Source organism: Vibrio zhanjiangensis (genome assembly GCF_030161235.1).
In the GTDB taxonomy this organism is placed as follows: Bacteria; Pseudomonadota; Gammaproteobacteria; order Enterobacterales; family Vibrionaceae; genus Vibrio; species Vibrio zhanjiangensis.
Genome location: NZ_BSPW01000089.1, coordinates 1 through 12,553, shown reverse-complemented (window position 1 = coordinate 12,553; position 12,553 = coordinate 1). Strand labels below are relative to the sequence as shown.

The window sequence follows — 12,553 nt, the reverse complement described above, 5'->3', positions numbered from 1 at the left end:
GTCAGTGAATAACTTATTGTTGGTTGTCCTTCCAGAAGGTTTGATTGTGCCTGATCATTGCCTGCAAGTCCTTGACATAGTCCTCACCCCTTTCGGAATATTTGAGTAGACCTTGTGTAAGTGCCATAGCGGCCTCTATATCTATAAGGCTTTCTCCTCGAAGGTGGCGTTGATAGCGTATTTCACGCAATTCCTCATAAGCTTTATTTCGGTTAACATTCATGAAATAACCTTCGATAGATTGTTGGACAGAATCGAATTTTGCCACCTCATGCGTCATACCATCTCCTCTTTGCAATGGCACCACCCCGCACCCACTGGTATAACACCATTGTCCAAAATAGTTGTTTGCCTCAATCGCAAAACGAGAGGTCCCCCAAGCTGATTCATTGGCTCCTTGAACCAACACTAGAGCTTCTGGAATCACATCAACACGATGAAGTATCTGCTCAAGCCATTGCTGATTAATGCCCGATGAATCAAGTTCCACCCGATATCGCTTAGCAAGTATCCTGGCGTATTCACGATCTTGGTTTGAAACCTTACCAGCAAGAAAATCTTCTCTGATAGCATCAAGTCGACTGCGTTCAATCAGAACACGTTGATTTTCGAACGCAATACCTGGGCGTAAATAGTCAAAGAAAGCTTGTTTTTTTGCCGTTGTATTTTGAATGGAGGCAAAATCGGGGGCTTTTCCAATAGAATAGCCATGACTATTTAACTGTTGAGTAACAAGCTCCGTGTGCGCACTTTTAGGCTGATGGCGCTTTTCGTAATCATAAAAGCCGCTGCCAGCAATCAGACCAGCAATAGCAATCGTAATAAATTCGCCTTTAAGCATTGAACACTTGTGAATTGTTGTCATTATCATCCTCATCGCTTGGCCCATTGGTTGTCACAATTTTAAGTCTGATACCAAACATTTCTCTGTAAATAATACCCTTAACATGAAAATAAAAAGGAATAACTAAGATTAAACCCAAGCCGTAAAAAGCAGCCCCAGCAAAGAACAATAGGACAATCGTTAAGTATATTCCGATTAAGACAAAAATCTTTTTATTAACTGCTCGTAAGGATAGCAATAAAGATTGGATTGGGGAGATTTGTTTCTCACAAATCAGCAGAATAGCGTTACTAAATGCGAGTGAGGCATACATAGACAAGAATGGCAAAATCATTCCAGCAATCATTTGCATGACCAGAATGACGATGGTGGCAATAATAACAGGTATTGTAAATTGTAAGCCTTTGGTAATGAAGTGCGTTTTTGTTGATAAACCAGCCGCATGACTCATGGCCATTAAGTTCACACTGGCAACAAGCGGTGCACTTACAACTTCGTAGCTAAAATTGGCAACAAAAAACGCCTGAACGATGTTGGGATCGATACTCTCTGGGTTAGTAAACAGCTCGACAACAACTGATAAGTCACCAATTTGTAATTTAAGTGCTACGTAAAAAATCACAACTTGAGCGACTACCAATAAAATGATGCTGGGCGAAAAAGACAAAAAATGTTTTATCGTATGTCCCCACGCTTCTTTGAGAACGGCGCTCGCTTTGAGCTCATAATTTCCTGAAAGTGCTCGTTCAACACTTCCGCCCAAATTAAATTCTTTTTCTATACCATTGTTCATTCGTGTTTCCAGTACTTAGCTAACACCTGAATATACGAGCTTGCCGATAAATGTCAGTTTGATTATAAGTTTAGAGCATTATACCGAAACCTTAGTCTATCCACAGTCTAATTTTCCTTATGCGCTTGATTTAAAAACCAAATGATTGATAATCAACCACTAACCATGTCCGGTGTTAATGATTAATCCATTTTCCATAGGCCAACGCTGCGTATTCATAGCTAGAGTATTGTCTGGCATGGTGACTACCCCTGACAAATTTTAGCAATTAAATGTGAGAAAACACTTTGATTTCATATTATGGGTGATTATTATGCGCGCCTCTAACTTTTGTAACTACTAGATAATTTCTGTTGAGCATAGGGAGAAAAACAGACGTTGAACAATAAACCTCTTGAAACACAGCCCGTCATTCATCTACGCGGGATCAGCAAAAGTTTCGATGGTAAACGAATCATCAAAAATCTTGACCTAGACGTTAATCATGGCGAATTCCTTACCATATTAGGCCCTTCTGGATGTGGAAAAACCACTGTGCTTAGAATGATTGCAGGGTTTGAGGATGCTGATGAAGGAAGTATCATCCTAGATCACTTGGATGTCACTCACACTCCCGCAGAACAAAGACACGTCAATACTGTTTTTCAAAGTTATGCCCTATTTCCTCACATGACGGTTTACGACAATGTTGCATTCGGCCTGAGAATGCAGAAAGTGCCTTCTGCTGATATTGACTCCAGAGTGATTGACGCACTAAAGATGGTTCGTCTAGAAAATTTGGCACAGCGCAAGCCCCACCAATTGTCTGGAGGACAGCAGCAGCGGATAGCTATTGCTCGAGCTGTTGTCAATAAGCCCAAAGTTCTTCTACTTGATGAGTCCCTATCCGCGCTCGACTATAAGCTGCGTAAGCAGATGCAAGTGGAGCTAAAGCAGCTCCAACGACAATTAGGCATTACCTTTATCTTTGTTACTCATGATCAAGAAGAAGCATTATCAATGTCAGATCGCATCATTGTGCTGCGAGATGGCGTTATAGAGCAAGATGGCTCACCCAAAGAAATCTACGAAGAGCCTAAGAACTTGTTTGTCGCCCGCTTTATCGGTGAGATCAATGTGTTTGAAGCAACTATAATTGAACGTTTGGATGACAAACGCATCCTTGCAACGATAGAAGGCATTGAATCTGTTGTTTGTTACGAAAAGTCTTCAGCAAAAAAAGGGGATAAGCTCAAAGTTCTTTTGCGCCCGGAAGATCTTCGCATTGAAGAAATCGACGAGTTAGAGCAAAAAGGAATTGTTGGTCGCATTACCGAACGTACTTATAAAGGCATGACTTTAGATTCAGTCGTGCAACTTACGTCAGGTATGCGAGTCATGGTAAGCGAATTTTTTAATGAAGACGACCCTGACGTAGACCATTCTATAGGGCAAAAAGTCGCCATAACTTGGGTTGACAGCTGGGAGGTCGTCCTTGATGATGAACAGGAAACTTAACCTTCAAAACGCGATCGTCCTGCTTGTTGTTGGCTGGTTAGCATTATTCGTGCTTATACCCAATATTATGATTGTCGGCACAAGTTTTCTTACACGCGATGAATCAAACCTGATTGAACTCACATTGACGTTCGATAACTATACCCGCCTGCTTGACCCGCTTTATGCCAAGGTCATGTGGCATTCATTTTACATGGCCATTGTTGCTACTATACTGTGTCTGCTTGTCGGCTATCCATTTGCCTACATCATGGCGAAAATGCCGGTAAACCTACGTCCAGTGATGCTATTTTTGGTCATTGTGCCATTTTGGACGAACTCTTTAATTCGAACTTACGGTTTGAAGATAGTGCTTGGCACGCAAGGCGTTCTCAATAAGTCTTTACTGGCTCTTGAGATCATAGATAAACCGCTGCGTATAATGTATACAGAGACAGCAGTCATGATAGGTCTGGTGTACATATTACTGCCATTTATGATTCTCCCTCTCTATTCGACAATTGAAAAATTAGATGCAACCTATATAGAGGCTGCTAGAGATTTGGGGGCAAATAAGTTTCACACATTTACCAAAGTTATTTTGCCTCTCACCATGCCTGGAATCATTGGTGGCTGTTTGTTAGTGCTGCTTCCTGCTCTCGGGATGTTTTATATTTCCGATTTACTTGGCGGTGCGAAAAACTTATTGATTGGTAATGTCATTAAAAGCCAAGTGCTAAATGCCAGGGATTGGCCATTCGGTGCAGCAACCAGTATTTCACTCACTATTGCAATGGCAATAATGCTTTATGCCTATTACCGTGCAGGTAAACTATTAAATAGAAAAGTGGAGCTAAACTAATGGCAAAAAGTATTAGATTCGGTTTCATCAGCCTTATTTACACATTCCTCTATTTACCGATTGTTATTTTGATAATCAACTCTTTTAATTCCAACAAATATGGTATGAAATGGGGTGGCTTTACAACACATTGGTATCAGGCACTCATACACAACGATAGCTTAGTGCAAGCGGCTTGGCATTCATTCAACGTTGCCATTTTTTCGGCAACAGCCGCGACTATTATCGGTAGCCTGACTGCTGTCGCACTCTTTCGCTACTCATTCAAAGGGAAAACGTTAGTCAATGGATTATTGTTTGTTGTGATGATGTCACCTGACATTGTGATGGCTATATCCTTATTAGCACTGTTTTTATTTTTTAGCGCTCAACTTGGTTTCTTCACTTTGCTGGCTTCCCACATAACATTTTGCTTACCGTTTGTCGTAGTAACTGTATACAGTCGATTAAATGGGTTTGATGTCAAAATGCTTGAGGCGGCAAAAGATCTGGGCGCGAATGAGTGGGTCATACTCAAACAAATCCTGCTTCCTCTTGCCAAGCCTGCTGTTGCTGGTGGTTGGCTGCTAAGCTTTACCCTTTCACTGGATGACGTCATTATCAGCTCATTCGTCACCGGCCCAACTTACGAAATACTACCTTTAAAAATATACTCCATGGTTAAAGTCGGTATTTCGCCGGAAGTAAATGCCTTAGCGACGATAATGCTAGCGCTCTCACTTATATTAGTAACCATGTCTCAGCTACTCGCAAGACAAAAGTAATTTAGACCACTGAGTAGACATATCTGTCTACTCAGTACCTTTATAAAAATTCAATATATTCAATTCAATACTACGCTTAAAAAGCCTAAGTCAATGACGTTGGCTAAACCGTCATTGACTTATTCTTCATAGACAAAAATTATCTATATTTCTCATAAATTGGAATCATTTTATGCCTATTTTTCAATTTGGCTGATATAATCCTTGGCCGGGAAGATTGTCTTCAATCGACTCTACTTAAAGGCTTAATTTCACTCAAACGCCAACTAGGCAAATTACTCAAAGGCAATACTTATAAAAATGAAAAATACATTGTTTACTAGCGCTTTATGCGCCGCGTCATTAATTGCATCCCCAGTAATGGCGGCAGACAAGGAACTCTACTTCTATAACTGGTCTGAGTACATTCCCAATGAAGTACTAGAAGACTTTACCAAAGAAACGGGTATCAAAGTTATCTACTCTACATATGAGTCAAATGAGAGCATGTATGCCAAGCTCAAAACACAAGGGTCAGGTTACGATATCGTCGTTCCCTCGACTTATTTTGTCTCAAAAATGCGCAAAGAAGGCATGCTGCAGGAAATCGATCATAAGAAATTATCCAACTATGACGGCCTTGATAGCAACTTCTTAAACAAGCCTTTTGACCCTAACAACAGTTACTCTATCCCTTATATCTGGGGTGCAACAGGCATTGGCATCAATTCCGATATGCTTGACAAATCTGGCATCACAAAATGGGATGATTTGTGGGACCGTAAATGGGAAGGTCAGCTAATGCTGATGGATGACGCAAGAGAAGTGTTCCATATCGCGCTGACTAAATTGGGTTACTCTCCAAATACAACTGACCGTAAAGAGATTGAAGCGGCGTATCAAGAGTTGAAGAAACTTATGCCAAACGTGTTAGTGTTTAACTCTGACTTCCCAGCGAACCCATACTTAGCTGGCGAAGTTTCGCTTGGTATGCTCTGGAATGGCTCAGCCTACATGGCTCGTCAAGAAGGCGCACCAATTGACATTATCTGGCCAGAAAAAGGCGCAGTACTATGGATGGATAGCCTATCGATTCCTTCAGGTGCCAAAAATGTCGACGCTGCACACAAGATGATAGACTTCCTTATTCGTCCTGAAAATGCCGCCAAGATAGCACTTGAAATAGGTTACCCAACACCTGTTGCTGCCGCTCATAAATTACTACCCAAGAAATTTGCCAACGATCCTAGGATCTTTCCACCTCAATCAGTGATGGACAGCGGAACCTGGACTGATGGTGTCGGTGAAGCAAGCGTTATTTACGACGAATATTTCCAAAAGTTAAAAGTCGGTAACTAACACTCTCTTGGAGCATTAGTGACTAAAAAGCGGCTTATGCCGCTTTTTTTAATATCAGTCCCTAGCCTAATATTATTTAAGGTCTGTGAGTAACTCATCAACTAATTTTGGTACCTCTATACTCGCTTTCCCGTATCGTTTTTCAGCGAATTCACTTTCAACCGCACTCGGTTCAAGATTGATTTCTACAGTATGTGCTCCATTCATCTTGGCATCATGAACAAACCCTGCAGCAGGATAAACCACACCAGATGTACCGATCGATACAAATAAGTCGGCATGCTCTAGCGATTCATATATTTCCCCCATTCTTAATGGCATCTCACCAAACCAAACAATATGCGGTCGCATCTGAGCGGGGAATTGACAGCAATGACACAAGTCTCCAGTGTGGATGTCACCCATTTCGTTCACTGTCTGATTGGACTCAGTACATCTCGCTTTTAAAAGTTCGCCGTGCATGTGGATGACATTTTTGCTGCCACCTCGTTCATGTAAATTGTCTATGTTTTGGGTGATAATAGTTAACTTGCCCTTGAGTTCTTTTTCTAAACGCCCCAAAGCTATATGGGCTGGATTGGGCTTTACCCAATCCTCTTGAAGTGTTGCCCGGCGCTGGTTATAAAAGTTCTGAACCAATTCGGGATTACGAGCAAAACCTTCCGGTGTCGCAACATCCTCTATATGGTGGTCCTCCCATAAACCATCTTGAGCTCTGAAAGTACGGATTCCTGACTCTGCTGATATACCAGCTCCTGTTAGTACCACGATATTTTTATAGGGAAAGTTCATCCAGCATTCCTTTGTTACTTGTTGCGCTTTAGCTTACCATCACTGCGTCAGCTTCATAACAAAACTGGCTTAGACGATCGTCTATGGTTACCTAATTCCATCACTTTTCTGTGAACTCATACGGATTTGTTGAAGGTTCGAGTGCTCTTTCTTCGCGCAACTTGCAAAGTCTCTATTTGGTGCTATTTCTTTAATGCTTGCATTCAATAAGAAATAATATTTATATCAGTTGTCAATTGTAATCTTTTGCCTAATGGAGAATTTGGAATGGAAGAATCATCAAGCAAAAGGCCACTTTCTTTTACGTTGTCAATCCACGCTAAGTTACTTTTGATCAATCTTACCTTGTTAGTATGTGTCGGTTTATACGCTTTTTATGAGCAATATAGTTTTTCACACTTTGAATCTCTAGAACATGCGGCTGCTGAAAACTTGCAAGCGTCCGTCGACTTATTGATGTTACGCCGTTACGAAAAGGATTTTTTGGCTAGAAAGGATATGAAGTATCTTCAACAATTCGATAGCGTCTTCGAAGAGCTGTCTCAACGATTCCTAAATCTGAATAATTTACTAAAATTTCACAACCTTCATTTGGAACAAAAAACAACCCAGATTGCTGATGCGTTAGATCAGTACCGACAGCAATTCCATTTATTGGTTAATCAAGTCAATAAAATCGAAGGGGACCAATTTTCGGATAGCCATAAAGCGCAATTGGAAAGGTCACGGAAAAAATTAAAAATCGCCGCATCCGTCCATGATAGCTTTGGTCTCGAAGTAGAACTTCTGGAGTTGCTGGAAAAAGACTACCAATATCTCGCTAATTCTACGAATGAAACTGGAGAGGCGCTATCCGATGCCGTTTACCGATTTTCAACCAGCGAGCACATACCGAATATACTAAAACCCGCTCTGGAGCAATACCAACAAGATGTTGAAAGTTTAATCAGTGCCACAAAACTTTTAGGTCATTCAGAAAATATCGGCTTACGAGGAAAACTACGAAAAAATGTGCACAGTGTTGAAAGTAGTATTCAACAACTTCAAACCGAGATAAGTGATGTAATTGAACTAAGATCAGACCAAATTCGCACGCAGCTAATAATTTTTGGCTGTACAATCGTTGTATTACTTTCTGTACTTTTATTTATCATTGGTCGCAGCATCCTAAACCCCATAGCTGCAATTAACACCCTTATGAAAGATATCGCCAGTGGCGATGGCGATCTTACCGTCCGAATGAACGCGAAGGGGGACGACGAGTTAGCTCAATTAGCCAATTCATTTGATAAATTCATTTCTCAGTTACACGCCAACATTCAAGACGTAGCCAAAGTAATGTCTGTTCTTAGTGAAAGTTCTGCCAATTCCAAAACAAGTGCTCTTCAAAGTATGGGTAACGCCGAACAACAAAAAGTTCAATCTGAGTCTGTTGCTACTGCCATTAATGAACTTGTTATGACGAGTAATGAAATCACCTCCAATATAGAGTGTGCAGCGAGCAATGCCGAAATAATGAAGAAAGAGGCAAAAGAAGCACTCAACGTCACTCATTCGACAAGCGAACGTATACAATCCTTATCATCAAATATTTCCGATTCACAAACTCTTATCATGAGACTTGCAGAGCAAAGCAAAGAGATTAACCAAGTTATAATTGCTATTCAAAATATAGCTGAACAAACAAACCTCCTCGCCTTAAATGCAGCGATTGAAGCAGCACGTGCAGGCGAATATGGCCGAGGTTTCTCTGTTGTAGCCGATGAAGTTCGACAGCTTTCTCTGATGACCAATAACTCCACTCATCAAATAGAAACGACCATTAAAGAGTTAACATCAGGTATACAAGATACTGTGGCTCAAATGGCATCCAGCATAGAAATGGCAGACAATACAAAAGAAACAACGCATATGGTTGTTTCAGCGATTGACGCCATGTGCAATAGAATTAGTGAAATGTCCGACATGTACACACAAATAGCCACAGCCTCAGAAGAACAGTCCATGGTCTCTGCTGAAATTGATCGTAACATTACAGAAATTGCTCAGTTAGCTGGGAACACTCATCAAATTGTCTCTGGGTCCGTTCAATGCAGTGAGCAAGTCTCACATGTCAGTCAAAAGCTAGAGAAAATCGTCGCACAATTCAAATATTAGTCCTCCATCGAATTTTATAGATTCTGGCCTTGATTGGCTGGTTAAACACCACGTTTTAGTGGTACACAGATGCAGGTCATACGAAGAAGTAGTAAAGACTATAAGCAGTTTATGTGGTTAGAAATCTGCTGTCGGCACGGTGGTTAGTCGTAAGGACTTGTCCAAAACAGTTGACTGGAGAAAACATGAAAATACTACTGCAAATACTGGCTTTGTTATGGAGTATACAAAGCTTTGCTCATTCACTTATGCCAACGATTGATCTCGGTGTCATCGATAAAGATCGTATCAGGTCATTGAATAACCGACAATTTATTTCTGAAGATAATTTTGTCTATCGTCCAATTGCACATCCTTTCGATATGCAGATGTACTTTTTTGACCATACTGAGTGGTTAACCTTGGAGGAAGATCTATTACATTGGAGTGGCGCCATGGGTGTCGACCCCAGAATTGTATTGACTACCTTAGCAATTAACTCTGGCTGGTCCCCTGAGTCTGAAGCGACAGAAGACAATATTGCAGAATATAAGCTTGATATCAAACTTATCGCTAACCGTCTATCTCAGCTATTTTATCATGGCATTAGTCAAAACCTATCTAATGATGACACCGTCGCCTACTCGATTTCATCATCGCTCAACGCCGATACTTCATGGACACAATGGGTGAATTTTTATACCCAATGGTTTGGTGAGCCTAACAGCTCTGAAAGTAAAACCACTGCTCAGCGACCAAATATGCAATGGCCGTGGCGATTAGGCTTCAATTGGATACCAAATGGTCCACACTCACATACTGGTTCAGGATCTCCTTTATCATCTGTTGATGTCTCTTATGACTGGCCAAACTGGGGAGGCCAAACCTACAGCGTCGCTGCAGCACATGATGGCCGTGTTTCTGTGTTCTCTAGGTGTCAGGTAAGAATCACTCACCCCGATGGATGGTCAACAAACTATTACCATATGGATGGAATAAGTGTTCAAAATGGCGCTTCGGTAAATAAAAATGACAGGATTGGCACATACGCGAGTCAAAGGAATGTTGCTCTTTGTCAGGGAGGATCTTCTACAGGACCGCATTTACATTTCTCTGTACTCTTTAATGGACGCTTCCAGTCACTACAAGATCTATCTCTTGGGCCTTACCGCATTGATGTTGGAAGGTACAACTACGACAACAACTGTAACTATACATGGATGTTGGATAGCAGAAACAACAGTAAAAGGTGTTTTTGGTCTCGCATCGATAATCCATAACTGAATGTAGATTTGTTGAGTATGTAAACTAGGCCGCGTTCAGACGAGTAACGCGGCTATTTTTTACACTTTACAGTCTCGATATTAATGCAGTCGTGGCATTTCGTAGACTGCTGAGCCAATTATTAATCGGCTGAGAAATCCAATACCTCAAAATAAACAGCCCAATCTGAACCAATATGTATTTTCGCCCACAATAAAGAATACACAAATACTCAAACCTATCCGTTTTTCCTTCAAACAAAACCTTACGAAAGATGAACTTTTGGCGTTTAGCAACCTTCGGGTTTCTCGCCCCTCCCATGAAAATGCGTTTCTTCATGGTAAATGCCCTCCAACTCGCGCGAATAAACACATAGCCTCGTTCAAAATCGTTTAGAGCACTGTCTACCCATATGCTTCCACCTTCGACAATGTCACTCACTGAGTCATACAATGCATGATGAGACATTTCTTCTGGTAGATCTGATAAATAGATAAGAGGTTGCTCACTATTAGTCGTAAAGCCTGCGCACATTTTGCCATTGGAATCAAAAAATGCATCAACATGGGTTCGACGTGTTAGCTCTTCAGGCGTAATACAGTTACCCGATACTGCTTGATAGCGCTGTGCAAATTCAAACATTTCATGATCTGTTGAGAGAGTTCTTAGCCTTAATTTCATAACCTCCCCCCCTTTCTTGCAGCCGGTATATCCATTTGGTAACGTCCCGGAGCCAACATATTATCAGTGTCCAGTGCAACCTTGATTCTGCTACGTAGGGTTAATGCATCAGGTTCCAATTCACCACCAACGTCAAAAGGCATTTCGTCCACAGCACGTCGATAGCAAGGCCATTGATGACGTTGGTAAAGAGCACTCAACTTCCGCCTTAAATCTGTCGCTTTCTCGACTTCTTCCAAGTTACTTGCATCGTAGTAAATACTTATTATTGCCTGACACATATGAGCACTAACAGCTGTTATGGTCACGCCAAACTCAAAACCCGCTTTATCAAATGCTTGCTTAGTTAATCGCATGCACTTTTCCACTTCATCACCAAGCATTGGTAGAGCTGGGGCTATCCAAAAAAAACCCGCTCCATCACTCACTGGGTCCATCTTTTGTGGAATATCTCCGTTATAGCGCCAATAGCATCCTTTGAGCGCTAAGTCTTTGGGGTTCCCTTCAAACATATCCATCATTTGGGTGAAATCGTCGAGGCTATGTTGTAGACGCCGATAGATTTCAATTCGACCCAACAACTTGCCAGCCTTTGCCGCTACGGTATTCACTCGACGAAGATTTTCAAAGTTTACAATATTGACTTGAGCAATGGTTTTTAAAAGCGTCTTAACTCGTTTTGCCTTTTCTTTCGCAACTTGTTTAGTGCCCGAGATTAAAAAAGCGCCCGACCAAGGTGTAATACCATGTTTCTTGCAGAGTGGCGCTATGTCGTTATCACTGACTCCAGAGGACGGATCCCATTTATCAAAGTTAAATCGTTCCATCATGGTCAATATACGATAACGGTTACCTAAGTGAGGTAAGCCGTCAATGCTGCCTTCCGCTTTGAGTTGTCGCACTATTTCAATGTATTCCACCAGATCATTCGAGGATCTAAGACGAACCAAGCATCGCAAGCTAGATTGCGGCCTCAGCATCAATTCGAACTTCATTTTGCTTACAACAGCAATATTGTTTTGAGTAAATAATTCGTGAAGGTTGGCAGACAAACCAGCCCGACCACAATAACGAACACTACGGCTGAGTTTAAACACCTCCCCAGTAGATAGAATCAACTCACTAATGGCGAAGTGCCGACTACGATTGCCTGTAGGACCATGGCCAAAACCTCGCTCCAATATATTTCCCACAATACTTGTATCTGGCCCAGCACCAGTACAATCTAACATCCAATTTGTGTGTTTTAGGTATTCAGATAGTTGACCTTGTGTAACTCCGGGCTCTATTTCGACGACTCCGAGTTCCTCATCAAAATTCAGAATGCGATTCATATCACTTAGGTCCAACAAAATACCACCATCCATTGCTGGCGCTCTGTAACCATATCCCCAATTATTTCCTTTACTTATTGGATAAAATGGTTGTTTTTTTAAAAAAGCTTGTTCGATAAATTGCTTAAGTTGTAGGTCATTTTTAGGCTTGAACACGTCAGAAATAATACGCGAGTGAGTACCGAGACCACTATGAACTTCTTGTTCGTAAGCGCATCATAAACACCGCATTCTAATCGTTTAGCCCGAATCATAAGATCAAACCTCCAA

11 protein-coding genes are annotated in these 12,553 nt (G+C 41.3%); 6 read left to right on the top strand and 5 right to left on the bottom strand.

Annotated elements, in window-relative coordinates; translation table 11 throughout:
• Positions 1-13 precede the first annotated feature (13 nt).
• Both QQK21_RS19250 and QQK21_RS19245 read right to left on the bottom strand, forming a co-directional pair.
• Positions 14-865, bottom strand: coding sequence for a glucosaminidase domain-containing protein (locus tag QQK21_RS19250; RefSeq protein WP_284193795.1), 852 nt, complete (start codon positions 863-865; stop codon positions 14-16).
• Positions 834-1,637, bottom strand: coding sequence for a DUF2189 domain-containing protein (locus QQK21_RS19245; RefSeq protein ID WP_284193794.1), 804 nt, complete (start codon positions 1,635-1,637; stop codon positions 834-836). The genes QQK21_RS19250 and QQK21_RS19245 overlap by 32 nt, the downstream gene beginning before the upstream one ends.
• Before the next feature lie 378 nt (positions 1,638-2,015).
• Between QQK21_RS19245 and potA the strand changes: the two genes are divergently transcribed.
• From potA to QQK21_RS19225, 4 genes are all read left to right on the top strand, one after another.
• Positions 2,016-3,134, top strand: coding sequence for a spermidine/putrescine ABC transporter ATP-binding protein PotA (gene potA, locus QQK21_RS19240; protein WP_284193793.1), 1,119 nt, complete (start codon positions 2,016-2,018; stop codon positions 3,132-3,134).
• Positions 3,118-3,975: a spermidine/putrescine ABC transporter permease PotB gene (gene potB / locus QQK21_RS19235; RefSeq protein WP_284193816.1), complete on the top strand. Its 858-nt coding sequence runs from the start codon at positions 3,118-3,120 to the stop codon at positions 3,973-3,975. Before potA ends, potB begins: the two co-directional genes overlap by 17 nt.
• Positions 3,975-4,739 (top strand): spermidine/putrescine ABC transporter permease PotC, encoded by a 765-nt coding sequence (gene potC / locus QQK21_RS19230; RefSeq protein ID WP_284193792.1) that lies wholly within the window; start codon positions 3,975-3,977, stop codon positions 4,737-4,739. Before potB ends, potC begins: the two co-directional genes overlap by 1 nt.
• Positions 4,740-5,039: 300 nt before the next feature.
• Positions 5,040-6,077 (top strand): extracellular solute-binding protein, encoded by a 1,038-nt coding sequence (locus QQK21_RS19225; protein WP_284193791.1) that lies wholly within the window; start codon positions 5,040-5,042, stop codon positions 6,075-6,077.
• 72 nt (positions 6,078-6,149) lie between these two features.
• On the opposite strand, the gene cobB is transcribed toward QQK21_RS19225, so the two are convergent.
• Positions 6,150-6,869, bottom strand: a complete 720-nt coding sequence (gene cobB / locus QQK21_RS19220; protein WP_284193790.1) for a Sir2 family NAD+-dependent deacetylase — start codon at positions 6,867-6,869, stop codon at positions 6,150-6,152.
• A gap of 267 nt (positions 6,870-7,136) precedes the next feature.
• Here cobB and QQK21_RS19215 point away from each other — a divergent pair, with 267 nt between their 5' ends.
• Together QQK21_RS19215 and QQK21_RS19210 are read left to right on the top strand one after the other, a co-directional pair.
• Positions 7,137-9,026 (top strand): methyl-accepting chemotaxis protein, encoded by a 1,890-nt coding sequence (locus QQK21_RS19215; RefSeq protein ID WP_284193789.1) that lies wholly within the window; start codon positions 7,137-7,139, stop codon positions 9,024-9,026.
• A gap of 185 nt (positions 9,027-9,211) precedes the next feature.
• The gene (locus QQK21_RS19210; RefSeq protein WP_284193788.1) at positions 9,212-10,285 is read left to right on the top strand and encodes a M23 family metallopeptidase; all 1,074 of its coding nucleotides are present in this window, start codon (positions 9,212-9,214) and stop codon (positions 10,283-10,285) included.
• A gap of 70 nt (positions 10,286-10,355) precedes the next feature.
• On the opposite strand, the gene QQK21_RS19205 is transcribed toward QQK21_RS19210, so the two are convergent.
• Positions 10,356-10,949 (bottom strand): hypothetical protein, encoded by a 594-nt coding sequence (locus QQK21_RS19205; RefSeq protein WP_284193787.1) that lies wholly within the window; start codon positions 10,947-10,949, stop codon positions 10,356-10,358.
• Positions 10,946-12,439: an FAD-binding oxidoreductase gene (locus tag QQK21_RS19200; RefSeq protein ID WP_284193786.1), complete on the bottom strand. Its 1,494-nt coding sequence runs from the start codon at positions 12,437-12,439 to the stop codon at positions 10,946-10,948. The genes QQK21_RS19205 and QQK21_RS19200 overlap by 4 nt, the downstream gene beginning before the upstream one ends.
• Positions 12,440-12,553: the final 114 nt, after the last annotated feature.

Bases quoted from the DNA above. Each gene is read 5' to 3' on its own strand.
- QQK21_RS19250 (WP_284193795.1), bottom strand. From the start codon at position 865: ATGACAACAATTCACAAGTGTTCAATGCTTAAAGGCGAATTTATTACG.
- QQK21_RS19245 (WP_284193794.1), bottom strand. From the start codon at position 1,637: ATGAACAATGGTATAGAAAAAGAATTTAATTTGGGCGGAAGTGTTGAA.
- potB (WP_284193816.1), top strand. From the start codon at position 3,118: ATGAACAGGAAACTTAACCTTCAAAACGCGATCGTCCTGCTTGTTGTT.
- potC (WP_284193792.1), top strand. From the start codon at position 3,975: ATGGCAAAAAGTATTAGATTCGGTTTCATCAGCCTTATTTACACATTC.
- QQK21_RS19225 (WP_284193791.1), top strand. From the start codon at position 5,040: ATGAAAAATACATTGTTTACTAGCGCTTTATGCGCCGCGTCATTAATT.
- cobB (WP_284193790.1), bottom strand. From the start codon at position 6,869: ATGAACTTTCCCTATAAAAATATCGTGGTACTAACAGGAGCTGGTATA.
- QQK21_RS19215 (WP_284193789.1), top strand. From the start codon at position 7,137: ATGGAAGAATCATCAAGCAAAAGGCCACTTTCTTTTACGTTGTCAATC.
- QQK21_RS19210 (WP_284193788.1), top strand. From the start codon at position 9,212: ATGAAAATACTACTGCAAATACTGGCTTTGTTATGGAGTATACAAAGC.
- QQK21_RS19205 (WP_284193787.1), bottom strand. From the start codon at position 10,949: ATGAAATTAAGGCTAAGAACTCTCTCAACAGATCATGAAATGTTTGAA.